Annotated in this window: 34 protein-coding genes, 2 tRNA genes, 1 other RNA gene and 6 pseudogenes; 3 read left to right on the forward strand and 40 right to left on the reverse strand. The window is 39.3% G+C overall.

The window, feature by feature from the left end; translation table 11 throughout:
* Positions 1 to 110: 110 nt before the first annotated feature.
* The 40 genes and pseudogenes from HSISS2_RS10040 to HSISS2_RS10230 all read right to left on the reverse strand — a co-directional run bounded on the left by HSISS2_RS10040 (position 111) and on the right by HSISS2_RS10230 (position 24,408).
* A tRNA-Leu gene (locus HSISS2_RS10040) sits at positions 111 to 196 on the reverse strand.
* 198 nt (positions 197 to 394) lie between these two features.
* Positions 395 to 1,690 (reverse strand): hypothetical protein, encoded by a 1,296-nt coding sequence (locus HSISS2_RS10045; protein WP_021146597.1) that lies wholly within the window; start codon positions 1,688 to 1,690, stop codon positions 395 to 397.
* 247 nt (positions 1,691 to 1,937) lie between these two features.
* On the reverse strand, positions 1,938 to 2,324 hold the full coding sequence (gene rplQ, locus HSISS2_RS10050) for a 50S ribosomal protein L17 (protein ID WP_002887523.1): 387 nt from the start codon (positions 2,322 to 2,324) through the stop codon (positions 1,938 to 1,940).
* Between the two features lie 17 nt (positions 2,325 to 2,341).
* Positions 2,342 to 3,279 (reverse strand): annotated as a pseudogene (locus tag HSISS2_RS10055) (DNA-directed RNA polymerase subunit alpha).
* A 48-nt stretch (positions 3,280 to 3,327) separates the two neighbouring features.
* Complete coding sequence (gene rpsK, locus HSISS2_RS10060) at positions 3,328 to 3,711, reverse strand: 30S ribosomal protein S11 (RefSeq protein WP_002887520.1); 384 nt, start codon at positions 3,709 to 3,711, stop codon at positions 3,328 to 3,330.
* 27 nt (positions 3,712 to 3,738) lie between these two features.
* Positions 3,739 to 4,104: a 30S ribosomal protein S13 gene (gene rpsM, locus HSISS2_RS10065; protein WP_002887519.1), complete on the reverse strand. Its 366-nt coding sequence runs from the start codon at positions 4,102 to 4,104 to the stop codon at positions 3,739 to 3,741.
* 17 nt (positions 4,105 to 4,121) lie between these two features.
* Positions 4,122 to 4,238 carry a 50S ribosomal protein L36 gene (gene rpmJ, locus HSISS2_RS11185; RefSeq protein ID WP_000868345.1) on the reverse strand — a complete coding sequence of 39 codons (117 nt, stop codon included), beginning with the start codon at positions 4,236 to 4,238 and terminating at the stop codon, positions 4,122 to 4,124.
* 25 nt (positions 4,239 to 4,263) lie between these two features.
* Positions 4,264 to 4,482, reverse strand: a complete 219-nt coding sequence (gene infA, locus HSISS2_RS10070; protein ID WP_001040189.1) for a translation initiation factor IF-1 — start codon at positions 4,480 to 4,482, stop codon at positions 4,264 to 4,266.
* Positions 4,483 to 4,599: 117 nt separating this feature from the next.
* The gene (locus HSISS2_RS10075) at positions 4,600 to 5,238 is read right to left on the reverse strand and encodes an adenylate kinase (RefSeq protein ID WP_021146600.1); all 639 of its coding nucleotides are present in this window, start codon (positions 5,236 to 5,238) and stop codon (positions 4,600 to 4,602) included.
* Positions 5,239 to 5,369: 131 nt separating this feature from the next.
* The gene (gene secY, locus HSISS2_RS10080; RefSeq protein WP_002887516.1) at positions 5,370 to 6,665 is read right to left on the reverse strand and encodes a preprotein translocase subunit SecY; all 1,296 of its coding nucleotides are present in this window, start codon (positions 6,663 to 6,665) and stop codon (positions 5,370 to 5,372) included.
* A 16-nt stretch (positions 6,666 to 6,681) separates the two neighbouring features.
* On the reverse strand, positions 6,682 to 7,122 hold the full coding sequence (gene rplO, locus HSISS2_RS10085) for a 50S ribosomal protein L15 (protein WP_002885849.1): 441 nt from the start codon (positions 7,120 to 7,122) through the stop codon (positions 6,682 to 6,684).
* A gap of 128 nt (positions 7,123 to 7,250) precedes the next feature.
* Positions 7,251 to 7,433 (reverse strand): 50S ribosomal protein L30, encoded by a 183-nt coding sequence (rpmD, locus tag HSISS2_RS10090; protein WP_002885773.1) that lies wholly within the window; start codon positions 7,431 to 7,433, stop codon positions 7,251 to 7,253.
* A gap of 14 nt (positions 7,434 to 7,447) precedes the next feature.
* Positions 7,448 to 7,942 (reverse strand): 30S ribosomal protein S5, encoded by a 495-nt coding sequence (rpsE, locus tag HSISS2_RS10095; protein ID WP_002887512.1) that lies wholly within the window; start codon positions 7,940 to 7,942, stop codon positions 7,448 to 7,450.
* Between the two features lie 18 nt (positions 7,943 to 7,960).
* Positions 7,961 to 8,317 carry a 50S ribosomal protein L18 gene (gene rplR / locus HSISS2_RS10100; RefSeq protein WP_002885810.1) on the reverse strand — a complete coding sequence of 119 codons (357 nt, stop codon included), beginning with the start codon at positions 8,315 to 8,317 and terminating at the stop codon, positions 7,961 to 7,963.
* Between the two features lie 89 nt (positions 8,318 to 8,406).
* Positions 8,407 to 8,943 (reverse strand): 50S ribosomal protein L6, encoded by a 537-nt coding sequence (gene rplF / locus HSISS2_RS10105; RefSeq protein WP_002887510.1) that lies wholly within the window; start codon positions 8,941 to 8,943, stop codon positions 8,407 to 8,409.
* A 126-nt stretch (positions 8,944 to 9,069) separates the two neighbouring features.
* Positions 9,070 to 9,467: pseudogene (rpsH, locus tag HSISS2_RS10110) on the reverse strand (30S ribosomal protein S8).
* Between the two features lie 123 nt (positions 9,468 to 9,590).
* Positions 9,591 to 9,776: a type Z 30S ribosomal protein S14 gene (locus tag HSISS2_RS10115; RefSeq protein WP_001085699.1), complete on the reverse strand. Its 186-nt coding sequence runs from the start codon at positions 9,774 to 9,776 to the stop codon at positions 9,591 to 9,593.
* A 17-nt stretch (positions 9,777 to 9,793) separates the two neighbouring features.
* Entirely contained in the window at positions 9,794 to 10,336 is a 543-nt protein-coding gene (gene rplE / locus HSISS2_RS10120) for a 50S ribosomal protein L5 (RefSeq protein WP_002887058.1), read from the reverse strand.
* Entirely contained in the window at positions 10,329 to 10,667 is a 339-nt protein-coding gene (rplX, locus tag HSISS2_RS10125) for a 50S ribosomal protein L24 (protein WP_021146603.1), read from the reverse strand. The genes rplE and rplX overlap by 8 nt, the downstream gene beginning before the upstream one ends.
* Positions 10,668 to 10,745: 78 nt before the next feature.
* Positions 10,746 to 11,114, reverse strand: a complete 369-nt coding sequence (rplN, locus tag HSISS2_RS10130; protein ID WP_002885711.1) for a 50S ribosomal protein L14 — start codon at positions 11,112 to 11,114, stop codon at positions 10,746 to 10,748.
* Positions 11,115 to 11,138: 24 nt separating this feature from the next.
* A complete protein-coding gene (gene rpsQ, locus HSISS2_RS10135) occupies positions 11,139 to 11,399 on the reverse strand; it encodes a 30S ribosomal protein S17 (RefSeq protein ID WP_002885836.1) in 261 nt (86 codons plus the stop codon).
* Between the two features lie 27 nt (positions 11,400 to 11,426).
* The gene (gene rpmC, locus HSISS2_RS10140) at positions 11,427 to 11,633 is read right to left on the reverse strand and encodes a 50S ribosomal protein L29 (protein ID WP_002885754.1); all 207 of its coding nucleotides are present in this window, start codon (positions 11,631 to 11,633) and stop codon (positions 11,427 to 11,429) included.
* Between the two features lie 9 nt (positions 11,634 to 11,642).
* Positions 11,643 to 12,056 carry a 50S ribosomal protein L16 gene (gene rplP / locus HSISS2_RS10145; protein ID WP_002887508.1) on the reverse strand — a complete coding sequence of 138 codons (414 nt, stop codon included), beginning with the start codon at positions 12,054 to 12,056 and terminating at the stop codon, positions 11,643 to 11,645.
* Positions 12,057 to 12,059: 3 nt separating this feature from the next.
* Positions 12,060 to 12,713, reverse strand: a complete 654-nt coding sequence (gene rpsC, locus HSISS2_RS10150; RefSeq protein WP_002887507.1) for a 30S ribosomal protein S3 — start codon at positions 12,711 to 12,713, stop codon at positions 12,060 to 12,062.
* Positions 12,714 to 12,725: 12 nt separating this feature from the next.
* Positions 12,726 to 13,070 carry a 50S ribosomal protein L22 gene (gene rplV, locus HSISS2_RS10155; protein WP_002887063.1) on the reverse strand — a complete coding sequence of 115 codons (345 nt, stop codon included), beginning with the start codon at positions 13,068 to 13,070 and terminating at the stop codon, positions 12,726 to 12,728.
* Positions 13,071 to 13,085: 15 nt separating this feature from the next.
* A pseudogene (gene rpsS / locus HSISS2_RS10160) lies at positions 13,086 to 13,362 on the reverse strand (30S ribosomal protein S19).
* Positions 13,363 to 13,452: 90 nt separating this feature from the next.
* Complete coding sequence (gene rplB, locus HSISS2_RS10165; protein WP_002887506.1) at positions 13,453 to 14,286, reverse strand: 50S ribosomal protein L2; 834 nt, start codon at positions 14,284 to 14,286, stop codon at positions 13,453 to 13,455.
* Positions 14,287 to 14,303: 17 nt separating this feature from the next.
* A pseudogene (locus HSISS2_RS10170) lies at positions 14,304 to 14,599 on the reverse strand (50S ribosomal protein L23).
* Positions 14,599 to 15,222 (reverse strand): 50S ribosomal protein L4, encoded by a 624-nt coding sequence (rplD, locus tag HSISS2_RS10175; RefSeq protein WP_002887505.1) that lies wholly within the window; start codon positions 15,220 to 15,222, stop codon positions 14,599 to 14,601. The pseudogene HSISS2_RS10170 and the gene rplD overlap by 1 nt, the downstream one beginning before the upstream one ends.
* Before the next feature lie 24 nt (positions 15,223 to 15,246).
* Positions 15,247 to 15,873, reverse strand: coding sequence for a 50S ribosomal protein L3 (gene rplC, locus HSISS2_RS10180; protein ID WP_002885755.1), 627 nt, complete (start codon positions 15,871 to 15,873; stop codon positions 15,247 to 15,249).
* Positions 15,874 to 15,987: 114 nt separating this feature from the next.
* Positions 15,988 to 16,323, reverse strand: a complete 336-nt coding sequence (rpsJ, locus tag HSISS2_RS10185; RefSeq protein ID WP_134981464.1) for a 30S ribosomal protein S10 — start codon at positions 16,321 to 16,323, stop codon at positions 15,988 to 15,990.
* Between the two features lie 221 nt (positions 16,324 to 16,544).
* Positions 16,545 to 17,549, reverse strand: a complete 1,005-nt coding sequence (ruvB, locus tag HSISS2_RS10195; RefSeq protein WP_008536059.1) for a Holliday junction branch migration DNA helicase RuvB — start codon at positions 17,547 to 17,549, stop codon at positions 16,545 to 16,547.
* A gap of 81 nt (positions 17,550 to 17,630) precedes the next feature.
* Positions 17,631 to 19,454 (reverse strand): acyltransferase family protein, encoded by a 1,824-nt coding sequence (locus HSISS2_RS10200; RefSeq protein WP_021146606.1) that lies wholly within the window; start codon positions 19,452 to 19,454, stop codon positions 17,631 to 17,633.
* On the reverse strand, positions 19,451 to 19,876 hold the full coding sequence (locus HSISS2_RS10205; protein WP_002887499.1) for a membrane protein: 426 nt from the start codon (positions 19,874 to 19,876) through the stop codon (positions 19,451 to 19,453). The genes HSISS2_RS10200 and HSISS2_RS10205 overlap by 4 nt, the downstream gene beginning before the upstream one ends.
* Positions 19,873 to 20,307, reverse strand: coding sequence for a low molecular weight protein-tyrosine-phosphatase (locus tag HSISS2_RS10210; RefSeq protein ID WP_008536057.1), 435 nt, complete (start codon positions 20,305 to 20,307; stop codon positions 19,873 to 19,875). The genes HSISS2_RS10205 and HSISS2_RS10210 overlap by 4 nt, the downstream gene beginning before the upstream one ends.
* Before the next feature lie 274 nt (positions 20,308 to 20,581).
* A pseudogene (locus HSISS2_RS10215) lies at positions 20,582 to 21,873 on the reverse strand (adenylosuccinate synthase).
* A 264-nt stretch (positions 21,874 to 22,137) separates the two neighbouring features.
* The gene (locus HSISS2_RS10220; RefSeq protein ID WP_042767150.1) at positions 22,138 to 22,644 is read right to left on the reverse strand and encodes a DNA topology modulation protein; all 507 of its coding nucleotides are present in this window, start codon (positions 22,642 to 22,644) and stop codon (positions 22,138 to 22,140) included.
* Positions 22,645 to 22,782: 138 nt separating this feature from the next.
* A tRNA-Lys gene (locus tag HSISS2_RS10225) sits at positions 22,783 to 22,855 on the reverse strand.
* A non-coding RNA gene (gene ssrS / locus HSISS2_RS11190) (6S RNA) lies at positions 22,856 to 23,051 on the reverse strand.
* 90 nt (positions 23,052 to 23,141) lie between these two features.
* Positions 23,142 to 24,408, reverse strand: a pseudogene (locus HSISS2_RS10230) (replication-associated recombination protein A).
* A 167-nt stretch (positions 24,409 to 24,575) separates the two neighbouring features.
* On the opposite strand from HSISS2_RS10230, the gene rpmB reads away from it, so the two are divergent.
* The 3 genes from rpmB (at position 24,576) to ruvX (ending at position 25,575) form a co-directional block, all read left to right on the forward strand.
* Positions 24,576 to 24,764, forward strand: coding sequence for a 50S ribosomal protein L28 (rpmB, locus tag HSISS2_RS10235; RefSeq protein WP_008536053.1), 189 nt, complete (start codon positions 24,576 to 24,578; stop codon positions 24,762 to 24,764).
* A gap of 125 nt (positions 24,765 to 24,889) precedes the next feature.
* On the forward strand, positions 24,890 to 25,156 hold the full coding sequence (locus tag HSISS2_RS10240) for an IreB family regulatory phosphoprotein (protein WP_002885737.1): 267 nt from the start codon (positions 24,890 to 24,892) through the stop codon (positions 25,154 to 25,156).
* Positions 25,156 to 25,575, forward strand: coding sequence for a Holliday junction resolvase RuvX (gene ruvX, locus HSISS2_RS10245; RefSeq protein WP_008536052.1), 420 nt, complete (start codon positions 25,156 to 25,158; stop codon positions 25,573 to 25,575). The genes HSISS2_RS10240 and ruvX overlap by 1 nt, the downstream gene beginning before the upstream one ends.
* The last annotated feature ends 46 nt before the right edge of the window (positions 25,576 to 25,621 follow it).

Genomic DNA, 25,621 nt, shown 5'->3' on the forward strand with positions numbered 1-25,621 from the left:
AAAGAGAAAACCTATCAGGTTCTCTCTAGATGTTAGCTTTTCGTCACCCACTACAGTTGACAAAGAGCCATTTTTTAATACAAAAAAACCAGTCAACCGACTGGTTACTCTGCGGAAAGAGGGACTTGAACCCTCACGACCTAAAGCGGTCACAGGATCCTTAGTCCTGCGCGTCTGCCAATTCCGCCATTTCCGCTAACAACATTAATTATTATATCAAGTCTGACAAATTGTGTCAACACTTTTTGAAAAGTTTTTAACTAAACTTTCCATTGCCTCATTCGAAACAACTATTATATAATACCATTTGTTGTCGAGTATCGTCAATACTTTTTCAACGATTTTTTAATATTTCACTCCAAAATTTATAGAAACCTTCAACCTCAATCAAAAACTAATCGAATTGTACTTTCAATGCTTTCAGCTTCTCTTTAAGAGGAGCTAAGTAAATTTCTTCTCCAAAACCACGTGATTTTAAACCATCCTCTGCACAAACCAATAACGCTTCTGTTAAAGGGAAAATCAATTTAAGGTCTGTATCAGAAATATCCTTTTTCGAAAATAAACGACGAATTCTTGGATAATCAAAGTCAAAAGCTTCAAAAAATGGGGACTCTTTTAAAATATTTTCTAAACGTTCTAAATTGACTAACAGCCCCAGATGAAAGGCTGCTGGTGCGAAAGTCGCTGAAAAAGGTTGCGTACAAACACTTCGAAACTCAATAGTTCCTCTAGTCGTTAAATCTTGAAATTGATAAGATCGATGCGTTTTAAAGTCGTCCTCACTCGGCTTAATCGAAACTTCTTTACCATGAATAGACCAGGCTTGAATAGCTGATTTATTCAAATAGTCTTTAGCTCGTATCGGTTCAAAATAGTAGGTTTCCTCAGCCCGTTTTGCAGTAAAAATAGCTGTCTCAGATAAATAAGAAAAATAATCATCTTCATTCTTGAACATTCTTGGGAAAATCCCGGCATTTTCTTCAAAGACACCATGCATGGAATTCTCCCAAAAAACATCCCTCGAAATTGCTAAATCCCAATCAGAACCCCAAAATTCCGAATTAGCAAATAATACTGCTTTAGGACCCTCGATCTGATTAAAAGCGTTGAGAACTCTTAAATAGGAAAGCTTGGAGACATCCAACTGCACTTGACTCCCACAGATAAAAGACCCATATTCCGGGTAATTATGAAAGAAGGGATTATTTTTGGCTTTAGAAAGCTCAAGAAAATCCATAAGCATCTCATAACGAGGTGATTTTACCGGACTATTATCATTTTTAGCCCAATTAGGATTAACACCCCAACCTTGCAACTCATGGTTATGATTACGCAGGTATGGTTGAATCATACTAAGGTAAGTATCCAGACGTTCTTCAACCTCAGCAATCCGACTAGCCTTGGCAAATGCAAATTCAATCGTATTATATGAGACTTCGAAAAGAATCATATCTCCAGAAGCTTGCTCAATAAGCTGAATAGGATTATTATCAGAATCAAATTTATCCGCTTTAAAACCAAAATTATCAATAAGATAGATTAAAAGTTGTTTTGTAAGAGAGACATCCGTAGCGTTCCCGCTCAAATTAACAACAGGGTATTCCAACTCGATTCCTACAAATAGTCCGGGTTGTTCCTTGATTGGCAAATAATACCTTTGTTTAAGAAGTTCCTTGGCTGTTGTCAAAATAATATTCCCCTTTTAAAAATAAGTTTATCCCATTATATCAAAATATTCAGACGATTTATAGACTAAAAAACGCCTGCTTACGAAAAACAACCGTATTATCTTTCGTAAACAAGCGTTACATGCTTATTTATTCCCATTTTATGATGAGTGTTCCCGCTAGGCGAATGCCCAGCGGTAGACCAGAGCTAGACTAAGAAAAGCAAAGCTATTCCATCATCATAACACTCAACAAAATTGATAAAAATTAAACAAGTTCGATGATTGCCATTGGGGCAGCATCGCCACGACGTGGTTCTGTTTTAAGGATACGAGTGTATCCACCGTTACGTTCAGCATAACGAGGTGCAATTTCTGAGAAAAGTTTTTGAAGAGCAGTTACTGAAGTATATTTGTCAGTTGCTTCATCATAGCTTTCAGATGCAATTTCGTTACGTACAAATGCAGCTGCTTGACGACGTGCGTGCAAATCACCACGTTTACCAAGAGTAATCATTTTTTCAACTGTTTTACGGATTTCTTTAGCACGTGCTTCAGTTGTAACGATTGCTTCGTTAATGATAAGATCTGTAGTCAAATCACGAAGAACCGCTTTACGCTGTGAGCTTGTGCGTCCAAGTTTACGGTAAGCCATGTTATCCTCCTATATTATTATTTATCGTTTTTAAGTCCAAGTCCAAGATCAGCTAATTTAACTTTAACTTCTTCAAGAGATTTACGACCAAGGTTACGGACTTTCATCATTTCAGGCTCAGTTTTTTCTGTCAAATCATGAACGGTATTAATACCGGCACGTTTCAAACAGTTATATGAGCGGACAGACAAATCAAGTTCTTCGATGGTACGGTCAAGCACTTTTTCATCGTTCACTTTCTCAGTTTCCTTCATTACATCTGTAGCCTTAGCCACATCAGTAAGGTCAGTAAACAAGTTTAAGTGTTCAATCAAAACGCGAGCTGAAAGACCGAGGGCATCTTCAGGAATGATTGTTCCGTTTGTCATGATTTCGATTGTCAATTTATCAAAACCATCGTTACTACCTACACGAGCAGGTTCAACTTGATAATTGACTTTCTTCACTGGTGTGTAGATTGAATCTACAGCCAATGTTCCCACTGGAGCATCATCTTTCTTGTTTTCATCTGCTGGAACATAACCACGGTTTGTAGCTACTGTCATGGTTGCTTTCAATGAAGCCCCATCAGCGATAGTAAAAAGATAATGATCAGGGTTAACAATTTCAATATCACTATCAGTCAAGATATCCCCAGCAGTTACTTCAGCTGGACCTTGAACATCTAGTTCAATTGTTTTTCGTCTTCGACGTAAGATTTTACAGCAAGACCCTTAACATTAAGGATGATTTGCATCACGTCTTCACGGACGCCTGGTACGGTATCAAATTCGTGAAGTACTCCATCAATCTTAATTGATGTTACGGCAGCACCTGGAAGTGATGACAAAAGTACACGACGAAGAGAGTTACCCAAAGTTGTACCATAACCACGTTCTAGTGGTTCGATGACAAATTTGCCGTAATCTTTATTTTCATCAATTTTTGTTATTATTGGTTTTTCAAACTCAATCATTTATTATACTCCCTCGAAACGAACCTTGTGTACTATTGTTATTAAAGATTACACACGACGACGTTTTGGAGGACGAGCACCATTATGTGGTACAGGAGTTACATCACGGATTGCAGTTACTTCAAGACCAGCAGCAGCAAGAGCACGGATAGCAGACTCACGACCTGAACCAGGACCTTTAACAGTTACTTCAACTGTCTTAAGACCATGTTCTTGTGCAGATTTAGCAGCAGCTTCTGAAGCCATTTGGGCAGCAAATGGTGTAGATTTACGAGAACCTTTGAAACCAAGAGCACCAGCTGATGACCAAGCTACAGCATTACCATGCACATCTGTAATCATAACAATAGTGTTATTGAAAGTAGCGTGAATGTGAGCAATACCAGATTCGATATTCTTTTTCACACGACGTTTACGTGTTGGTTTAGCCAATGTTTTTACCTCCTATTTTATTTTAAATTATTTTTTCTTACCTGCAATCGCAACAGCTTTACCTTTACGAGTGCGGGCATTGTTTTTAGTGTTTTGTCCACGGACAGGAAGTCCACGACGGTGACGGATACCACGGTATGAACCGATCTCCATCAAACGCTTGATGTTAAGGTTTACTTCACGACGAAGGTCACCTTCAACTTTAATTGCATCCACTTCACGACGGATAGCGTCTTCTTGATCATTTGTCAAATCTTTAACGCGGATGTCTTCAGAAACACCTGCAGCAGCCAAGATTTTCTTAGATGTTGTAAGTCCGATACCGTATACGTAAGTAAGTGAAATTACTACACGTTTATCATTTGGAATGTCAACTCCAGCAATACGAGCCATGATTTCTCCTTTCTATATTATCCTTGACGTTGTTTGTGTTTTGGATTTGTTGGACAAATTACCATAACACGACCGTTACGACGAATAACTTTACAGTATTCGCAAATTGGTTTAACCGATGGTCTTACCTTCATGTTTTAATCCCTCCAATTATTTCGATTATTTAAAGCGGTATGTGATGCGTCCACGTGTCAAATCATAAGGACTCATTTCAACAGTCACACGGTCACCGACCAAAATACGAATGTAGTTTTTACGGATTTTACCAGAAACTGTCGCCAAAATTTGGTGTCCATTTTCCAATTCAACAGTAAACATAGCATTAGGCATAGTTTCTACAACTTTACCTTCAATTTCAATCACGTCTTCTTTTGCCACGCAAAAGTACCCCCTAAAATTTCGATTTGATTTCCTCTGAGCACAGAGGTAACAATTATAAGTCAGACTAAAGTATTATATCATGCTTGAGTCTGATACGCAAGTAAGATTAAATAATTATTTAATTGCTGCAATCGCTTTTTTAACATCAGCGAATACATCTTCAATATCTTGATTACCTTGAATATCTGATACAAGGCCAAGCTCACGATAGTGTGCAATGATTGGCTCACCTTGAGCAATGTTAACATCAAGGCGACGTTTTACCGTTTCAGGTTTGTCATCTTCACGTTGGTAATAGTCTTCTTCCTTGTAGTCAGCTGGTGGGTTGAATACTTTATGGTAAGTTTCACCTGTTTTACGGTGAATAATACGACCACTCAAGCGTTCAAGAAGGCAAGATGGATCCACTTCGATATTGATTACTCCATCAAGCTCCAAACCAAGATCACCCAAGATTTGATCCAAGGCATGAGCTTGTTCGATCGTGCGAGGAAAACCATCCAAAAGGAATCCTTTTTCCTTAATGTCGTCTTGAGCCAAACGTTCTTTTACAATCCCGTTTGTCACTTCATCTGGAACCAATTCACCTTTATCGATGAATGATTTTGCCAAAGTTCCCATTTCTGTTTGGTTAGCCATAGCAGCACGGAACATATCACCAGTTGAGATATGAGCTACACCAAATTCTTCAACGATTTTTGCAGCTTGTGTCCCTTTACCAGCGCCTGGTAGACCCATAATTAAAAGATTCATCTTACGAACTCCTTATTTTTGTTTTCAAATAACTCTATCAAGATTTAATAGACTTGGTAGAGTTATCAAAAAACAAAAGAGAAGGGGCAGAAAGCAATCTTTCTTTCCCTCTCGATTGTTCATGAGAAGACTTAGTCTTCGAGATTCATAAATCCAACATATTGACGTTTCAAAAGGTAACCTTCAAGTTGTTTCATACCTTCAATACCAGTTGAAATCAAGATCAAGAGTGATGTACCACCAAGTGCAATTGAACTTGTGAGGTGCATAAACTGTTGAGCCGCAATTGGAGCCAATGAAATAAATGCGAGAAATACAGCCCCGATTGTTGCCAATCTCTTAAGTAATGAAGACATGTACTTTTCAGTCTCACGACCTGGACGAACGCTAGGAATGTAAGACCCATTCTTTTGAAGATTTTCAGCAGTTTTTTCAGGATTAACTTGGACAAATGTGTAGAAGAATGAGAACAAGATAATCAATATCGCATAGGTAATCATTCCACTAGGTGTATTATACGAGAGTAGTCCTTGTAAATGAGATAACCACGAAACCTTCGAGAAGAATGGAAGAATCGTACTTGGAATTGTCGTAATCGAGCTAGCAAAGATAACGGGAATAACACCAGCTGGATTGACTTTCAAAGGTAAGTATGAACTCGTTGGAGCCCCTTGAACCAATTTCGTATATTGAATTGGAATTTGATATTCTGCTTGTTGTACAAATGTCGTAAAGAAGACAATCGCCAAACCTACCACAATCAACAATGCGACGATGATATATGAACGAGTCAATTCTCCTGAACGAACATTGACAAAGAAATCCTCATAAATTGTTGAGAACATCTTTGGAATGGAAGCAATGATACCAGAAAAGATAATCATTGACACACCATTACCAAAGCCCTTATCAGTAATTTGTTCACCAAGCCATGTCACAATTATGCTACCAGCAGTTAAAATTGTCCCAATCAACAAATAGGTTGAAACATTAGGTGTCTTAACCAATGAAATTGATGAGAGTGTATTGAAACTAGCTGTAATACCAATCGATTGAACAAATGCTAAAACAAGAGTAATATAACGAGTCGCCTGATTTAATTTACGACGGCCAACTTCACCCTGTTTACCCCACTCCACAAATTTTGGATAGATATCCATCTGCAAAAGTTGGACAATGATTGATGCCGTAATGTAAGGACTAACCCCCATCGAGAAGATAGAGAAGTTATTCATAGCATTACCTGACACCAAGTTAAGCATGTTCAAGAAAGGTAAATCACTTAATTGTTTCAAACTTTCCGCATTGATACCAGGAACAGTTACATGAGTTCCTACACGAAAAACGAAAATAATGAAGATTGTAAATAGAACCTTATTACGAACGTTTTTGACTTTCAATGCGTCTTTTAATAGTTTAAAGAACATAATGAGTTACCCCTCATTAGATGACTTCAATTGAACCACCTTTAGCAGTGATAGCTGCTTCAGCAGATTTAGAGAATTTAGCTGCTTTAACAGTCAATTTCTTAGTCAATTCGCCATTACCAAGAACTTTAACGCCTGATTTTTCAGCACGAACGATTCCAGCTTCTTTAAGAACTGCTGGAGTTACTTCTGTACCATCTTCAAAGACGTTCAATTGATCAAGGTTTACAAGTGCGTATTCTTTAGCGTTGATGTTTGTGAATCCACGTTTTGGAAGACGACGGAACAATGGAGTTTGTCCACCTTCAAATCCTGGACGTACGCCACCACCACTACGAGCTTTTTGACCTTTTTGACCACGGCCTGAAGTTTTACCGTTACCAGATGAAGTACCACGACCTACACGGTTACGGACTTTACGAGAACCTTCAGCAGGTTTCAATTCATGAAGTTTCATTATTAATTTTCTCCTCTTTTTGTAAAATGCTAGCGCCTCTAACCAAGTAAGGTAGCTTGATTAAAAACTCGCCTATACATGAAATTCAGTTTAAGTCGCAAGGCAACCCTTACGACTTAAATCATTTTTTATTTAACGTCTTCAACAGTTACCAAGTGAGAAACTGCATTGACCATACCACGGATAGCAGCGTTGTCTTCTTTAACAACTGAGCTATTCAATTTACCAAGTCCAAGAGCAACAACTGTTTTACGTTGTTCTGGTTTGCGTCCGATTGGAGACTTAGTCAAAGTAATTTTAATTTGAGCCATTATAATCTCCTTTCTTATGCCAAGTCAGATACTGAGATGCCACGGAGAGCAGCAACGTCTTCAGCACGTTTAAGTTGTTTCAATCCTTCAACAGTCGCACGAACGATGTTGATTGGAGTGTTTGAACCAAGAGATTTAGATGTTACATCAGCAACACCAGCCAATTCGATGACGGCACGAACTGCACCACCAGCGGCAACCCCAGCCCCTTCAACAGCTGGTTTCAACAATACTTTCGCTCCACCAAATTCTGAACGAACTTCGTGAGGAATAGTTGTACCAACCATAGGAACTTCGATAAGGTTTTTCTTAGCTGCTTCAACTGCTTTACGGATAGCTTCTGGAACCTCTTGAGATTTACCAGTACCAAATCCTACGCGACCATTACGGTCACCAACAACAACAAGAGCAGCAAAACGCATGTTGCGTCCACCTTTTACAACTTTAGTAACACGGTTGATAGCAACTACGCGCTCTTCAAGTTCTACTGCATTATCTTTAAATGCCATTATTAAGTGTCCTCCCTATTAGAATTTCAATCCGTTTTCACGAGCTGAGTCAGCCAAAGCTTTAACACGTCCGTGATAGAGATATCCACCGCGGTCAAACACCACTTCAGAAATACCTTTAGCTACTGCGCGTTCAGCAACAAGTTTACCGACAACAACGGCTTGTTCTGTTTTAGTTCCTTTAGAAACTTCTTTATCAAGAGTTGATGCACTTGCGAGCGTTACACCCGCTACGTCATCAATAACTTGAGCGTAGATGCCTGTATTAGAACGGAAAATGTTCAAACGTGGGCGATCAGCAGTTCCAGAGAGTTTTCCGCGAACGCGACGATGGCGTTTTTGGCGGAGTTTGTTTTTATCTGGTTTCGAAATCACAATTTTCACCTCTTATTTATAATGCTTGCTCATGAGAGCTTTTGGTAAATAGACAATCCTGAAAGAACTGCCACAAGGATAATATCCTATTATTTACCAGTTTTACCTTCTTTACGACGTACGTATTCACCAACGTAACGGATACCTTTACCTTTGTAAGGTTCTGGTGAACGAAGGCCACGGATGTAAGCTGCTGTTTGACCAACAACTTCTTTGTTAATACCGTTAACGACGATTGAAGTTGCAGATGGTACTTCAAAAGTAATACCTTCTGGAGCTTCAACTTCGTCTTGGTGAGATTTACCAACTGAAAGAACAAGTTTTGAACCTTGGAGTTGGGCACGGTATCCGACACCGCGCATTTCAAGTTCTTTTTTGAAACCTTCAGAAACACCAACAACCATGTTGTTCAAGTTGGCACGTGAAGTACCGTGGATTGTTTTGTTTTCTTTTGAGTCGTTTGGACGGTGAAGTGTAACTTCGTTGCCTTCAACTTTGATTTCAATGTTTTTATTAAACTCACGAGTGAGTTCGCCTTTAGGTCCTTTAACAGTAACAACATTATTGTTGTTTGTTACTTCAACACCAGCAGGCAAAGTAATAACTTTATTACCAATACGTGACATAGTATTTAATTCTCCTGTTAGATTATCAAGCCACAAAGTGACTAGTTTTCACGGGGATGAGTTTCATCGAATTTAATCAACGAAACTCGCACAAATCATTTGATATAAGTGCTTAGTATCAGCTTCTTACCAAACGTAAGCGATAACTTCTCCACCAACGTTCTTTTGACGAGCTTCTTTATCAGTCAAAAGACCTTCTGATGTAGAGATAATCGCAATTCCAAGTCCGTTAAGAACTTTAGGAACATCTTCACGTTTAGAGTAAACACGAAGACCTGGTTTAGAAATACGTTTCAAGTTAGTGATAACACGTTCACCGTTTTGTCCATATTTCAAGAACACACGGATGATACCTTGTTTATCATCTTCAATAACTTCAACGTTTTTTACAAAACCTTCACGTTTAAGGATATCAGCAATACCTTTTTGATGTTTGATGCAGGTACTTCAAGTACTTCGTGTTTAGCTTGGTTAGCGTTACGAATACGTGTCAAGAAATCTGCAATTGGGTCAGTCATAACCATTTTATATTTTCTCCTCTTACTAGTAGTTTGAATTGTTCACTTGCTAGTTAATGATTGAGCTGGGCTCAAATAATATTTTTAATACATTCAAAGAAGATAATCTAATTCGAATGCATCATCATTTTACCAAGAAGCTTTGGTAACACCTGGAATTTGACCTTTGTAAGCCAATTCACGGAAGCAAACACGGCAAAGTTTAAATTTGCGATAAACTGAGTGTGGACGTCCACAACGTTCGCAACGAGTGTAAGCTTGCGTAGAGAACTTCGCAGGGCGTTTGTTCTTAGCAATCATTGATTTTTTAGCCAATTTATTTACCTCCTAGATTATTTTGCAAAAGGCATTCCAAGGCCTTTAAGCAATTCACGACCTTCTTCGTCAGTGTTAGCAGTAGTTACGATAACGATATCCATACCACGCACTTTATCAACATCGTCGAAGTTGATTTCTGGGAAGATAAGTTGTTCTTTAACACCAAGTGTGTAGTTACCACGTCCATCAAATGATTTAGTTGGAACACCATGGAAGTCACGAACACGTGGAAGTGAAACTGATACCAATTTATCCAAGAATTCGTACATGCGTTCACCACGAAGGGTAACTTTAGCACCGATCGCTACACCTTCACGAAGACGGAAGCCAGCGATTGATTTCTTAGCTTTAGTAATCAATGGTTTTTGACCTGAAATAAGTGCCAACTCAGCAGCAGCTTTTTCAAGAGTTTTAGCGTTGTTTACAGCTTCACCAACACCCATGTTGATAACGATTTTATCAACTTTTGGCACAGCCATAACTGAAGAATAGTTAAATTTTTCAGTCAAAGCAGGAATTACTTCGTTAGTGTATTTTTCTTTAAGACGGTTAGCCATTTAATACTTTCTCCTTTCCTTCGTGATTAGTCAAGCACTTCGCCTGATTTTTGTTGTAACGAACTTTTTTGCCGTCAACAACTTTGTAACCTACACGTCCAGCAACACCGTTCTTGTCAAGAACTTGAACGTTTGAAGCGTGGATTGGTGCTTCTTTTTCCACGATAGCACCTTGAGGGTTTTCAGCTGATGGTTTTTGGTGTTTTTTGATGATTGCAACACCTTCAACAACAACTTTATTTACTTTTGGAAGAGCCTTAAGAACTACTGCTTCAGTTCCTTTGTCTTTACCAGCAATAACGCGAACTTTATCGCCTTTTTTTACAAACATTGAGTATTTCTCCTATTATTTCTTACGCCCTATGGGCACCCTAGCTGAGCCAGGGGACTAAGTTTGTGTTTCGTTAGATTAAAGTACTTCTGGCGCCAAAGATACGATACGCATGTATCCACCTTCACGCAATTCACGTGCAACAGGGCCAAAGATACGAGTTCCACGAGGAGTTTTGTCATCGCGGATGATTACTGCAGCATTGTCATCAAACTTGATGTATGAACCGTCTGGACGACGAGCACCAGTTTTAGTACGAACGATTACAGCTTTAACAACATCACCTTTTTTAACAGCTCCACCTGGTGTAGCTTGTTTTACAGTTGCAACGATTACGTCGCCGATGTTAGCGAATTTACGTCCTGAACCACCAAGAACTTTGATAGTCAAGATTTCACGAGCACCGCTATTATCAGCAACTTTCAAGCGACTTTCTTGTTGAATCATTTCAATTGTCTCCTTTTAGTTTTATTAGATAATAACAGCTTCTTCCACAACTTCTACAAGACGGAAGCGTTTTGTAGCTGAAAGTGGGCGAGTTTCCATGATACGAACGATATCGCCTTCTTTAGCAACGTTGTTTTCATCATGTGCTTTGTATTTTTTAGAATAGTTGATACGTTTACCATAGACTGGGTGGTTACGTTTCGTTTCAACTACAACTGTGATTGTTTTATCCATCTTGTCAGATACTACGCGTCCAACAAGGGTTTTACGTTGATTACGTTCCATTATTAGAATTGCTCCTTTCCCAATCTATTATTTGATTTCAGATTGCACTGTTTTAACACGTGCAATTTGTTTCTTCACTTCGTTCAAACGAGCAGTTTGATCAAGTTGACCTGCTGCAGCTTGGAAACGAAGGTCGAAAAGTTCTTTCTTAAGTTCGTTTTCTTTTTTAGCAAGCTCTTCTTGAGACAAGCCACGAAGCTCAGCAACAAACTTTTTGATTTCTTCAAGTTTCATGTCTTCTCCTTATTCTGCTTCACGTTTCACGAATTTACTTTTAACTGGCAATTTGTGGCTAGCAAGACGAAGTGCTTCACGTGCAACCTCTTCAGGTACACCTGCGATTTCGAACATTACTTTACCACGTTTAACTGGTGCTACCCAACCTTCAGGTGCCCCTTTACCAGAACCCATACGTACACCGATAGCTTTAGCAGTGTATGATTTGTGTGGGAAGATCTTAATCCAAACCTTACCACCACGCTTCATGTAACGAGTCATGGCAATACGAGCAGCCTCGATTTGACGGTTTGTAATCCAGTGGCTAGTTGTAGCTTGAAGTCCGTATTCACCGAATGCTACTTCTTTACCACCTTTAGCCTCACCGCGCATTTTTCCACGGAATTCACGACGGTGTTTAACACGTTTAGGTACTAACATTTGTTATTTGCCTCCTTTAGTGTTTTTACGAGCCGGAAGAACTTCTCCACGGTAGATCCAAACTTTAACACCAAGTTTACCGTAAGTTGTGTCAGCTTCTTCCCAAGCATAATCAATATCAGCGCGAAGTGTATGAAGTGGAACTGTACCTTCAGAGTATCCTTCTGCACGGGCAATATCGGCACCATTCAAACGACCAGATACTTGAGTTTTAATTCCTTTAGCTCCAGCACGCATTGTACGTTGGATAGCTTGTTTTTGTGCACGACGGAAAGCAACACGTTGCTCAAGTTGACGAGCAATAGTTTCACCAACAAGATGAGCGTCCAAATCAGGTTTCTTGATTTCAACAATGTTGATGTGTACTTGTTTTCCAGTCAATTTGTTAAGTTGAGCGCGAAGAGCGTCAACGTTTGATCCACCTTTACCGATAACCATACCTGGTTTTGCAGTGTGAAGTGAAACAATAACTTTGTTTACAGCACGTTCGATTTCAATAGTTGAAACTGAAGCGTCTGCAAGTTCTTTTTGAATAAATTTGCGGATTGCCAAATCTTCGTGAAGGTAATCTGCGTATTCTTTTTCAGCATACCATTTCGCATCCCAGTCACGGATGATCCCGACACGCATACCAATTGGATGTACTTTTTGACCCACGAGTTTACCTCCTTATTTTTCTGACACAACTACTGTTACGTGAGTTGTGCGTTTGTTGATTGGTGAAGCTGAACCTTTCGCACGTGGACGGAAACGTTTCATTGTTGGTCCTTCGTTTGCGAATGTTTCAGATACTACCAAGTTAGCTTTTTCCAAACCAAAGTTATTTTCTGCATTAGCGATAGCAGAGTTAAGAGTTTTCTCAACGATACGAGCTGCTTTGTTTGGAGTGAATTTCAAGATTGCGATTGCATCAGCAACGTTCTTACCACGGATAAGATCAAGAACAAGACGTGTTTTACGAGGTGAAACACGCACTGTACGAGCCATTGCTTTAGCTGAAGTAATTTCTGCCATTGTGTCCTCCTCCTATTAACGACGTGTTTTCTTATCGTCAGCTGCGTGACCTTTGTAAGTACGTGTTGGTGCAAATTCACCAAGTTTGTGACCTACCATGTCTTCTTGGATGTAAACAGGAACGTGTTTACGTCCATCATAAACTGCGATAGTGTATCCGATGAAACTTGGGAAAATCGTTGAACGACGTGACCAAGTTTTGATTACTTTTTCTTTTCGTCATTTGCTTGAGCTTCAACTTTTTTCATCAAATGCTCATCGACGAAAGGTCCTTTTTAAGACTACGTCCCATTTTGTAGTTTTCTCCTTTAAATTAAATGTACCACAGCGGCTTGCGCTGAGCGCTACCGAGTTGGCGGATAATATGTGCTAAGCGACTAAATTATTTTTCGTTACGACGACGAACGATAAGTTTGTCAGATTTAGCTTTCTTGTTACGAGTTTTAAGACCAAGCGCAGGTTTACCCCATGGAGTAGATGGCGCTTTACGTCCAACTGGTGCTTTACCTTCACCACCACCGTGTGGGTGATCATTAGGGTTCATTACAGAACCACGAACTGTTGGGCGAACACCTTTCCAGCGATTACGACCAGCTTTACCAAGGTTGATAAGTGATTGTTGTTCGTTACCGACAGTACCGATTGTTGCACGACATGTACCAAGAATCATACGAACTTCGCCTGATTGAAGACGAACAAGCACGTATTTACCTTCTTGACCCAAAACTTGAGCAGAAGCACCAGCGGCACGGATAAGTTCAGCACCTTTACCTGGTTGAAGCTCAATGTTGTGGATAACTGTACCAACTGGGATGTTTGCAAGTGGAAGAGCGTTACCAATCTTGATATCCGCATCTGGACCTGAAACGATACGTTGACCTACTTCAAGACCTTTAGGTGCGATGATGTAAGCTTTAACCCCGTCAGTGTAGTGTACAAGAGCGATATTTGCAGTACGGTTTGGATCATATTCAACAGTTTTAACAACTGCTTCAACGCCATCTTTATTACGTTTGAAGTCAATCAAACGGTAGTGACGTTTGTGTCCGCCACCTTGGTGACGTACAGTAATACGACCGTTGTTGTTACGACCAGCTTTGTTCTTAAGAGAAACAAGCAATGATTTTTCAGGAGTGCTTGTAGTGATTTCTGCGAAATCCAAAGAAGTCATGTTACGACGGCCATTTGTCGTTGGTTTATAAACTTTAATACCCACGTTAATTTCTCCTTTGATTATTCAGCTTCAGCTGCAAACAACTCGATTGCTTTTGAATCAGCTGTAAGAGTGATGATAGCTTTTTAGTTTTTGAAGTGAAACCAGTGTAACGTCCAACACGTTTTTGTTTTGGCTTAACAGTTACAGTGTTCACGCTAGCAACTTTAACACCTTCAAATGCAGCTTCAACTGCTTGTTTGATCAAGAGTTTGTGTGCACGTGTATCAACTTCGAAAGTGTATTTTCCTGCTTCAAGAGCAACCATAGATTTCTCAGTGATAACAGGTTTTTTGATTACGTCATACAAATTCATTATGCAAGAACCTCCTCGATTGATGAGATAGCTTCTTTAGTAACAAGAAGTTTATCTGCGTTTACGATGTCAAGTACACTTGCAGTTGCAGGAGTTGCAACAGTTACGTTTGCAAGGTTACGAGCTGAAAGTTCAGCGAATTTGTTTCCTTCTTCAACGATAACAAGTACTTTTGAATCGATGCTAAGAGCTGAAAGAACTTTTGCGAATTCAGCAGTTTTTGGAGCTGCAAATGAAAGAGCTTCAACTGCTACAAATTTATCTTCTGCAACTTTAGCTGAGTAAACAGATTTCAATGCAAGGCGACGAACTTTTTGTGGAAGTTTGTATCCGTATGAACGTGGAGTTGGTCCGAAGACAACACCACCGCCACGCCATTGTGGTGAGCGGATAGAACCTTGACGAGCACGTCCAGTTCCTTTTTGACGCCATGGTTTACGTCCACCACCTGATACTGCTGAACGGTTTTTTACCGCATGAGTACCTTGGCGAAGGCTAGCGCGTTGGCTGATTACGACATCAAATACTACTGATTCGTTTGGTTCGATACCGAAGATAGCGTCGTTAAGTTCAACTGAGCTAACTTCTTTACCAGTTTGGTCAAATAGTTTTACGTTTGCCATTTTTAACTGATTTCTCCTTTCTTATTATTTAGCAGCTTTAACTGCTGATTTGATAGTGATAAGAGATTTCTTAGCACCTGGTACGTTACCTTTGATGAGGATAACGTTTTTCTCTGGGATAACTTGTACAACTTCAAGGTTTTGAATTGTCACACGGTTGCCACCCATACGTCCTGCCAAGTGTTTGTTTTTGAAAACACGGTTAGGCGCAACAGGTCCCATTGAACCTGGACGACGGTGGTAACGAGAACCGTGAGCCATAGGTCCGCGTGATTGACCGTGGCGTTTGATAACACCTTGGAAACCTTTACCTTTTGAAGTACCAGTTACGTCAACAACATCTCCAGCTTCGAATGTGTCAACAGTGATTTCTGATCCAACTTCCAAGCCTTCAATGTTTTTGAATTCACGAATGAAGCGCTTAGGAGCTGTGTTAGCTTTCGCTACGTGGCCTTTGGCAGGTTTGTTGCTCAATACTTCGCGTTTGTCGTCAAAACCAACTTGAACTGCTTCGTAACCGTCTGTTTCAACAGTTTTAACTTGAAGCACAACGTTTGGAGTAGCTTCGATGACAGTAACAGGGATAAATTCACCTGCTTCAGTGAAGATTTGAGTCATTCCCACTTTTTTCCCTAAGATTCCTTTTGTCATGAGAAAATATTTCCTTTACTTTATTGTATTTCAAAAAGTTTTTTATGAGCGTTTTTTATGCTCAAAAAAGTTTTTAACGAGCGTTTTTTATGCTCAATCAAATCAAGCCTTAAATTAAAGTTTGATTTCTACGTTCACACCACTTGGAAGATCAAGTTTCATCAAAGCGTCAACTGTTTTTTGAGTTGGGTTGATGATGTCAATAAGACGTTTGTGTGTACGCATTTCAAATTGTTCGCGAGAATCTTTATATTTGTGAGTCGCACGAATAATTGTGTAGAGACTACGTTCAGTTGGAAGTGGAACTGGTCCAGCAACTGTCGCACCTGTGCGAGTTGCAGTTTCTACGATTTTTTCTGCCGCTGTATCAAGCGTACGGTGTTCGTAAGCTTTCAAACGGATACGAATTTTTTGTTTGCCATTTTTTCTCCTCTTTCGTCTATTTAAGATAATAGGCTAGCTCCTCAAGAAAACCAACACGGATTGCGTGGCAGTGCAACCAGGCGTGTCGCAACCTCTTGTATCATAGCTAAGCGCTGTATTTACAGCACCATAATATAATAACAAAAGAACCCACTCATTGCAAGGTTTTTTTAAAATTTTTCCTTTTTCTTCCTTATTTTTTACAAAATCAAAAATCCATCCTTTAGATTGGATGGATTGTCGCATTCTTAACTGTTCTGTTCCTTATAATCATATCCCATGTGCTCATAGGCTTTAGCCGTTGCGACACGTCCTGTTCGTGTACGCATAATAAAACCTTTCTGGATAAGGTAGGGCTCATACATATCTTCTACCGTCTCTCGCTCTTCAGCAATATTCACTGACAAAGTACCTAGGCCAACGGGTCCTCCCCCATACATTTCAATCATAGTTCGGAGAATTTTTTGGTCAACATAGTCTAGTCCTTCGCGATCCACATCCAACATCGTCAATGCCTTATCCGCAATCTTATCATCAATGATACCATTACCCATAATTTGTGCGTAATCCCGCACGCGCTTAAGTAGACGGTTGGCAATACGTGGCGTCCCTCTACTACGACGAGCTAATTCCAAAGCGGCTTCTGGTGTTATGGTCATTTCAAAAATTTCCGATGTTCGTTCTACAATTTCTGTCAAATCAGGTAACTCGTAATATTCCATATGACCATTAATCCCAAATCGAGCCCTCAAAGGATTTGACAACATACCTGCTCGTGTAGTTGCACCGACCAAGGTGAAAGGAGGTAACTCAAGATGGACACTACGACTTGTCTCACCAGCACCAATCATGATATCAATATAGTAATCTTCCATGGCACTATAAAGAACTTCTTCAACTGCCATTGGCATCCGATGAATCTCATCAATAAATAAGATATCTCCTGGCTCTAGGTCATTGAGTATAGCAACCAAATCACCAGCTTTTTCAATAGCAGGTCCAGATGTTTGCTTCAAATTAACACCCATCTCATTAGCAATGACAAATGCCATAGTTGTCTTACCTAAACCTGGAGGTCCAAACAAAAGAGTGTGATCCAAGGCCTCATCACGAAGTTTTGCTGCTTCTATAAATATTTTTAATTGGTCTTTAACCTTGTCTTGACCAATGTATTCCTTAAAATATTGAGGACGAAGAGTACGCTCAACATACTCTTCATCTCCTAATAAATCATTATCTAATATTCTTGCCATAGGCTTATTTTAGCACAAAACAAAAAACGCAGTCAAAATTTGTCATCAAAAAAAGAAGACAGATGCTGCCTTCTCTTTATATCATTTTTTACCACCTTTAACTGGCGACTTATCAGCTTGGGCAATGGCCTCTTTGATCGTATTGGTATATAATTTAGCACCACGGTTAATAGAGTCACTATCGGAGCCAAAATGCACACCATCTGTGCCATTCCAAATAGAAATATTGTCCTTAGCCACTTGGTACCAATCAGCAACCGTTACAAAGTCGTATTTCTTAGCCATCTCCAATTCATACTTACGCAACTGAACCAAAGATGCAGCTTCACTTCCAGACTTACTACCATTATATGGTGTCACAAAGATGATATGGTGGCCTTTAGGTAGATTTTTAATCATTTTATTAATAACCCCTTTATAGTCATCAATCTCATTAACACCACCAGCAATAACAACATCCTTGGCAAGTGCATTACTATCTGCATAATTCTTAAGCAAATCATTGATTGTTGATAAGTTACGGCTGACAACTGCATCCATATAGACGTTATCAATTTTCGATTCAATCTGATCCTTCGACCTAAGCGCAACAGAATCCCCTAGAATTGTCACTCCCTTATTAACACCAAAAGAAGTAGCCTGACTATGTTCCGCATTAGCACGCGTTAATTTCATCTTAGTCTGAGCTTGCGATAAACCATTGGCTTGTAAATCTTTTTCAAAGTTCCCAACAGCTGGTGCAAAGAGCGAAATCAGTACCGTAATCAACGTGAGCCCACTAAAGACATAAAACACAATATTGCGATAAGGAGACAAATCCAAATCTATACCAAAAAGATTCGCTTTTCTTCCTGCAATAAATGGCTCTATTATATAGTAGGAAAGTGTTGCAAAGACAATTGATAAAATAGTGGTCACTATTACAGCAACAAGATTATTTGTTAATTGACTAAAGATAATATAAAGTGGCCAGTGGAAAAGATAAACACTATAACTAATCTCTGCCAAATAACTAATGACAGCAGGCTCTGATTTCCCAGGTAACTTTTCATGAAGAATACGCGCCGAATAAATCATGACAGATGTAAACAAACTAGCTAAAGCAAAGCCAAATAAATAGGTAAGGCGCTCTTCAAAATGAAGTACTAATCCTAACAATAATAATAGGGCAAAGCTTCCAACCATATATAGGACTGTCTTTTTCAGATCCCAAAGGCGAATATTTTTCTTGAACCTAGCAGTCGTCTCATGCACACCTGAAAGCGTCGCAAAAAGCGAACCTAAAAAGAAAGGATAAGCATGGGTAATCGATGAGAAGTAGAGACGAGAAAAGCTATCAACAAAGAAAGCACTAATAAACATTGATAAGAAGCTTACCGCAAAACAAGTAAGCGAAACTATGAAAACTAGCCCTCTAAATTGATTTTGGTGCTTGACACGCTTAGCTAAGAACCAGAGCAAAGCTCCCCAGAGAATGTAGTAGTGAACCTCGATAGCCAGACTCCACGTATGGAGATAAATATGCTGGTTAAACTGATTCTCATAATTTCCTCCGGTCCAAATTTCATAATAGTTAGTCACAAAACCAAGAACAGAGGTGATTTGACGTCCAATACCTGCTATGAAATCATTTCGAACTAGGAGTGCCAAGGGGGTGCAGATAAGAACCATCAATACAAGCGGTGGTACTATCCGGTAAAAACGACGTCGCATAAAACCAAGATAATCAATACGATGCGTTCTAGACACTTCATCAATAAGAAGAGCTGTAATCAGATACCCCGAGAAAGTAAAGAAGACATCAACACCAATGAACCCCCCAGGAAGAACACTTGGGAAGAAATGATAAACAAGAACTAAGAGAAGTCCTGTCACACGAATATAAGAAAACCAGTTAATTCTCATCCTTTAAAAATCCCCTGTTTAAATTTTCCTTTGTAGGTAACTTTATTTTCAGTAGTCAATTTACCTTGACCATCAGCTTGACCAGATTTGAATTCCCCCACATAGGTCCAACCCTCGTGAGATTTGAATGTTCCTTGACCATTAAAGGAACCATTCTTAAATTCACCTGTATAGGTGTCGCCATTATCATAAGTCAGAGTTCCTTGACCATTTAAACGGTGGTTTTGCATTTGACCTTTATAGGTAATTTTAGTCCCATCAACCTTGATAGAGTGCTGTGTTTTTATAGTCACTAAAAACAAGGACAATGCGCAAAGAATAATAACTCCTACTGCGATACGTTCAAATTGATTACGATCAATCTCAATATTTTTAAGATCAATATTTTTAAAATCAAAATCTTTTAATTGTTTAAAATTCATTGTCTATCCTTAATCCATTGTAACCAATCTTGGCAACCTTCCATTACCAATTTGTATGTTTCTTCAAAGTCCCCTGTATACCACGGGTCCGGAACTCCACCAGACCGAAAAAGCTTGATCTTATCATCATAACGTCCCGCAGATAATTGTAAAAGATCATCAACATTTGACTCATCCATTCCTAAAATTAAATCAAAAGATTCAAAATCTAACTGATTAATCTGCTGTGATCTCTTAGAAGGATCAAAAGAAATCGCATATTTTCTTAAAATTTTTTGCGTTCCCTGGTGAACTGGGTTTCCATGTTCCCATGAAGATGTTGCACGACTCTCAATCTGCAAAGCTTCCTCTTGATTAAGTGCTTTCATCACAAATTCTGCCATAGGGCTACGACAAATGTTGCCTAAACAAACAAATACAATCTTCTTCATTATCCACCTCTTGTCAAAGATATTAAGAGATATAGTTACTTATTTTACCACATTGAGAGTCCGCATTTGAAATAATAAAGTAAATGCTCACTCATTTTCATCTAATCAACCCATATTATACCGAAAAACTAATCAAATAGAAAGACTTCTTCCTTATTACTGTCGAAAATTTAGCAAGCACTTTCCCTAACAATTACTGGCCTCTGTCAGCCTTTACTAGGTTTAAGATTCAGAAAAAAAGAACCTATTTTCTAGATTCTTCCTTAATGTGTTATTAAATATTTGACCAGACACTTTCAAGAATATTAGTTTGCTCACGATCTGGTCCTACTGAAAAGGTAGAAATACGTACACTTACCAATTCACCAACACGACGAACATAATTACGGGCATTTTCAGGAAGCTCATCTAAACTACGGCAACCTGTGATGTCTTCTTCCCAACCTGGTAACTCTTCATAGATTGGTTTACAACGTTTCAATTGTTCAAGACTAGCTGGATAGTAATCGATGCGCTTACCATCAAGATCATAAGCTACACAAATTTTCACCGTATCAAGACCTGACAAAACATCAATACAGTTCAAGCTAAGGTTTGTGATTCCTGATACACGACGGCTATGACGCATCACGACTGAGTCAAACCATCCCACACGACGTGGGCGTCCAGTTGTTGTTCCATACTCATGACCAACTTCACGGATGCGTTCACCCACTTCATCAGACAATTCAGTTGGGAATGGTCCGTCACCAACACGGCTCGTATAGGCCTTACATACACCAACCACTTTATTGATTTTAGATGGACCAACACCAGAACCAATTGTAACACCCCCCGCAACTGGGTTTGATGACGTTACAAATGGATACGTTCCCTGGTCAATGTCAAGCATAACTCCTTGAGCTCCTTCAAAGAGAACACGTTTGCCAGCGTCAAGAGCATCATTCAAGATAACAGATGTATCCGTGACATACTGTTTAATTTGTTGGCCGTAAGCATAATATTCTTCAAAAATATCATCGAATGACAGTCCTTCAGACCCATACATCTTAGTAAAGAGACGATTTTTTTCAGCCAAGTTTGTCTTCAAACGTTCAGCAAAGACTTCCTTGTCCAAAAGGTCTGCAATACGAATACCGACACGCGCAGCCTTATCCATATAAGCTGGACCGATGCCTTTATTAGTTGTACCAATCTTATTGTCACCCTTAGCAGCTTCTTGCAGTTGATCAAGTTTAATATGGTATGGCAAGATAACATGCGCACGATCAGAAACACGAAGACTGTCTGTTGACACACCTTCCGCATGAAGATATTCCAACTCTTTGACAAGTGATTTAGGATTGACCACTACACCATTCCCAATAACAGAGATTTTTCTGGGAAGAAAATACCTGACGGAATCAAGTGCAATTTGAATTTCTTACCATCGATAACAATCGTGTGACCTGCATTGTCTCCACCTTGATAGCGTGCGATCACTTCGGCATCTTGACTTAGGAAATCTGTTATTTTCCCTTTACCTTCATCACCCCACTGGGTACCTACAACAACTACTGATGTCATATTATTTTGATAACGGACAGCTCTACCTTTACGAGACTGTCCCCACCTTTCTTGAAAAACTTCACGGTGGGAATTTCACCCACAAGTTTTGCGTTACAGTTTATTATAGCAGAAAAAAGTCCTTTTGTTCAATGTTGAAAGCGTTTCTTACAAAATATTCTGACAGTTACAGCTAAGATTGCAACTAGTGATTTACTATATCTTTTTAATCTTTCATCTTATATAGACTTACCAGCTATTTATATGAGGAAATCGTTATAATAATTAATTAATCTGCTTCATATAATGATTCAACTGCTTTTGATTCTTTATAACAATTGTTTTGTCAGGATATTTTTTAATAACTGCTTTATATTGCTTTACATATTTATTTGAACGACCATCTAATAAAATCCATTTCATAAACTCAAAGTCAAATTTTTCATTACAGTCCTCTGCCATACTGGGACGTGCATGTCCCCTATATTTTAGATATCGCCTGAAAACCCGAGAGAGACAATTAAATCTGTTAAAGCTGAAATATATAATACAGTCCGCCTCTCTCATGCGTTCTTCATAAAGACAGGTCAAGTAATTCCCTTCAATAATCCAATCACATTGTAGCATGAATCTTGATATATCGTTAGCCATTTCATCAATTGTCCGCTCTTGCCAATTTGATGTGAAATGAATTTTATCTAAATGGAGTACATCACAATTGTAATGTTGACCTAAAAAACTAGCCAAAGTCGACTTTCCAGAACCACTATAGCCGATGATTGCTATTTTCAACACCTGTCTCCTTTTCAATTTCATTCCTTAACTAATATCATAGCATAAAGTGTACACCTTGCAGAGACATTACCGAAAAGTAATCGCTTCAGACAAACAAAAAAGCCTTAATCTCAAGGCTTTTTCTTATTGTTTAGCTGCCCCCTACAGGGCTCGAACCTGTGACCCATGGATTAAGAGTCCACTGCTCTACCAACTGAGCTAAGGAGGCTGGATGCTGTATTGGTACCGATGATCCACGGTTTGTATTGAACCCGCGACGTAAAAAAGCAGGTGGGCGACTCGCTACTAACTTAAGTTGCTTCTGGGTGAGCCAGCCTGCACACTGTTAATAGACCTCTGTCTCCCGATAATACAAAAATTAGTCGGTCAACACTTATATGTGGATTCGTATACCACAGCAATTTCTATGCTCCTATGATACCACTTTTGAAAATTATTGCAAGAGGAAAAGTCAATTTTTTTGCAATCGTTTTCGTTAGCACCTATCTCGCTTGTTATTTTGACAGCTTATCGATTCGCTCTTTGTTAGCTCCAAGAGCTCTCTCATATTTCCCAGTCTCATTCGGTTGGAAATAATTGACGTCTCTTAGTTTATCTGGAAGGTATTGTTGCTTAACCCACTTTTCGGGATAAGCATGTGGATATTTGTAATCTTGCGCATTTCCTAGTTCCTTACTTCCTGCATAATGTCCATCTCTCAAATGACGAGGAATCGGTAAATTTCCAGACTTTCTAAGATCTGCCAGCGCAGCGTCCATTGCCACATAGGCCGAATTTGACTTAGGTGATAAAGCTAAGTCAATAACCACATTTGCAATCAAAATACGTGCCTCCGGAAAGCCTACTTTCTGCGCAGCTTCCAAGGCTGTGACAGTATGAACCTGTGCATCTGGATTAGCTAAACCAATATCCTCGTAAGCAATCACAGTTAACCGACGTGCTAGGCTTGGAAGGTCTCCTGCTTCAACCAAACGTGCTGCATAATGAAGACTGGCATTGACGTCAGAGCCTCGAATCGATTTTTGCAAGGCAGAAAGCACATCATAGTGCCCATCACCATCTTTATCCATGGTGATATAACTACGTTGCAAACTATTCTCAACGGTATCTAAAGTAACATGGCGCTCCCCACCTTCTGAAGGTTGAGTTGACATAACCGCCAAGTCCAAGGAATTGTAGGCCGAACGTAAATCGCCATTGGTAGCTGTAGCTATGAAATCTAGAGCATCATCATCTAACTGGACATCAAAATCAAACCCACGTTCTCGATCTTCCAAAACACCCTGAATAGCTACCTTAATATCCGTATTGGAAAGGGGTTCCAATTCAAATATTTGTACCCGACTACGAATGGCTGGAGTCACAGAAAAAATGGATTCTCAGTTGTAGCCCCAATCATGATAATTTTACCGTTTTCTAACAACGGCAATAAAAATCTTGCTTAGCTTTATCCAAACGATGGATTTCATCTAGGAGCAGAACCAAACCACCTGAAAACTTAGCTTCTTCTGCAATTTCCTGCAGCCGTTTCTTGCTATCAACAGTTGCATTAAAGGTTCTAAAAGCAAATTTTGTTGTTCCTGCAATGGCACTGGCTATTGAGGTTTTTCCAATTCCCGGTGGCCCATAAAGAATCATTGAGGACAGCATGTTTGCCTCTACCATACGGCGAATGATTTTTCCTTTACCAACTAAATGCTTTTGACCTATCACTTCCGAAATTGTGCGTGGGCGCATACGTAGTGCAAGATTATCTGGCATTTTTTCTCCTCTTTAGGGTTGTCTTTTCATTATAATAAGCATATACTATTTTTTCCTAAAAAGAAATTATAAATTGTTCTTGTCAAACCTAGTTTCTTATGATAGAATGTTTTGGTATGTGGTGCTAGCACATCCGTAATAAATTCTACCTAGGAGGAAAACACGAAATGGCTAAAGTATGTTACTTTACAGGACGTAAAACTGTTTCTGCAAACAACCGTTCACACGCTATGAACAAAACTAAACGTGCCGTTAAACCTAACCTTCAAAAAGTTACTATCCTTGTTGATGGTAAACCTAAAAAAGTTTGGGCTTCAGCTCGTGCACTTAAATCTGGTAAAGTTGAACGCGTTTAATCTTATTAGATATTAAGAGGGATGACTCCAGTCATCTCTTTTTTGTTCATTGTCTTTCCCTTTTGAGTAGACTTATGTTATAATAAAGAACTAACAGATAATTCTTATAGAAAGAAGGTGTCAGTATGGGATTTACAGATGAAACTGTTCGTTTCAACCTCGACGACGGTAGCAAAGATGAAATCAGTAATACTTTGACAAATGTCTACCGTTCGTTGGCAGAGAAAGGTTATAATCCTATCAACCAAATCGTCGGTTATGTTCTGAGCGGTGACCCTGCTTATGTTCCGCGTTATAATGACGCCCGTAACCAGATTCGTAAATACGAACGTGATGAAATCGTTGAAGAACTCGTTCGCTATTATCTTAAAGGAAATGGAATTGACCTCTAATGCGAGTAATGGGACTTGATGTTGGCTCAAAAACAGTGGGGGTTGCTATTAGTGATCCTCTCGGTTTTACAGCCCAAGGCGTCGAAATTATCAAAATTGACGAAGAAGCTGAAGAGTTTGGTTTCGACCGCCTCGGTGAACTCGTTAAAGAGTATAAAGTAGACAAGTTTGTCGTTGGTCTTCCAAAAAATATGAATAATACTGAAGGCCCTCGTGTCGAGGCAAGCAAAGCTTATGGTAACAAAATTAAGGAAATCTTTGGAATTCCTGTAGATTACCAAGATGAGCGCTTAACAACTGTTCAAGCAGAACGTATGCTGGTTGAGCAAGCAGATGTCAGCCGTGGTAAACGCAAAAAAGTTATTGATAAATTAGCCGCCCAACTTATCCTGCAAAACTACCTCGATCGAATGTTTTAAGAAACTACAATAGAGTCCGATAGTCCAATGCCAGTCTAGTAAACTC

It is taken from the genome of Streptococcus sp. HSISS2 (assembly GCF_000448665.1).
Taxonomy (GTDB): Bacteria; Bacillota; Bacilli; order Lactobacillales; family Streptococcaceae; genus Streptococcus; species Streptococcus raffinosi.

Coding starts and splice junctions, on each gene's coding strand:
- ruvX (WP_008536052.1), top strand. CDS start 25,156: ATGCGAGTAATGGGACTTGATGTTGGCTCAAAAACAGTGGGGGTTGCT.
- rplP (WP_002887508.1), bottom strand. CDS start 12,056: ATGTTAGTACCTAAACGTGTTAAACACCGTCGTGAATTCCGTGGAAAA.
- HSISS2_RS10240 (WP_002885737.1), top strand. CDS start 24,890: ATGGGATTTACAGATGAAACTGTTCGTTTCAACCTCGACGACGGTAGC.
- secY (WP_002887516.1), bottom strand. CDS start 6,665: ATGTTCTTTAAACTATTAAAAGACGCATTGAAAGTCAAAAACGTTCGT.
- HSISS2_RS10210 (WP_008536057.1), bottom strand. CDS start 20,307: ATGAAGAAGATTGTATTTGTTTGTTTAGGCAACATTTGTCGTAGCCCT.
- rplQ (WP_002887523.1), bottom strand. CDS start 2,324: ATGGCTTACCGTAAACTTGGACGCACAAGCTCACAGCGTAAAGCGGTT.
- rpmB (WP_008536053.1), top strand. CDS start 24,576: ATGGCTAAAGTATGTTACTTTACAGGACGTAAAACTGTTTCTGCAAAC.
- rplF (WP_002887510.1), bottom strand. CDS start 8,943: ATGTCACGTATTGGTAATAAAGTTATTACTTTGCCTGCTGGTGTTGAA.
- rplV (WP_002887063.1), bottom strand. CDS start 13,070: ATGGCAGAAATTACTTCAGCTAAAGCAATGGCTCGTACAGTGCGTGTT.
- rpmD (WP_002885773.1), bottom strand. CDS start 7,433: ATGGCTCAAATTAAAATTACTTTGACTAAGTCTCCAATCGGACGCAAA.
- ruvB (WP_008536059.1), bottom strand. CDS start 17,549: ATGGCAAGAATATTAGATAATGATTTATTAGGAGATGAAGAGTATGTT.
- rplN (WP_002885711.1), bottom strand. CDS start 11,114: ATGATTCAACAAGAAAGTCGCTTGAAAGTTGCTGATAATAGCGGTGCT.
- rpsE (WP_002887512.1), bottom strand. CDS start 7,942: ATGGCATTTAAAGATAATGCAGTAGAACTTGAAGAGCGCGTAGTTGCT.
- rpsM (WP_002887519.1), bottom strand. CDS start 4,104: ATGGCTCGTATTGCTGGAGTTGACATTCCAAATGATAAACGTGTAGTA.
- rpmC (WP_002885754.1), bottom strand. CDS start 11,633: ATGAAACTTGAAGAAATCAAAAAGTTTGTTGCTGAGCTTCGTGGCTTG.
- rplO (WP_002885849.1), bottom strand. CDS start 7,122: ATGAAACTTCATGAATTGAAACCTGCTGAAGGTTCTCGTAAAGTCCGT.
- HSISS2_RS10075 (WP_021146600.1), bottom strand. CDS start 5,238: ATGAATCTTTTAATTATGGGTCTACCAGGCGCTGGTAAAGGGACACAA.
- rpsQ (WP_002885836.1), bottom strand. CDS start 11,399: ATGGAACGTAATCAACGTAAAACCCTTGTTGGACGCGTAGTATCTGAC.
- HSISS2_RS10200 (WP_021146606.1), bottom strand. CDS start 19,454: ATGAGAATTAACTGGTTTTCTTATATTCGTGTGACAGGACTTCTCTTA.
- rplC (WP_002885755.1), bottom strand. CDS start 15,873: ATGACAAAAGGAATCTTAGGGAAAAAAGTGGGAATGACTCAAATCTTC.
- rplD (WP_002887505.1), bottom strand. CDS start 15,222: ATGGCAAACGTAAAACTATTTGACCAAACTGGTAAAGAAGTTAGCTCA.
- rplX (WP_021146603.1), bottom strand. CDS start 10,667: ATGTTTGTAAAAAAAGGCGATAAAGTTCGCGTTATTGCTGGTAAAGAC.
- HSISS2_RS10205 (WP_002887499.1), bottom strand. CDS start 19,876: ATGAATTTTAAACAATTAAAAGATTTTGATTTTAAAAATATTGATCTT.
- rplE (WP_002887058.1), bottom strand. CDS start 10,336: ATGGCTAACCGTCTTAAAGAAAAATACACTAACGAAGTAATTCCTGCT.
- rpmJ (WP_000868345.1), bottom strand. CDS start 4,238: ATGAAGGTAAGACCATCGGTTAAACCAATTTGCGAATACTGTAAAGTT.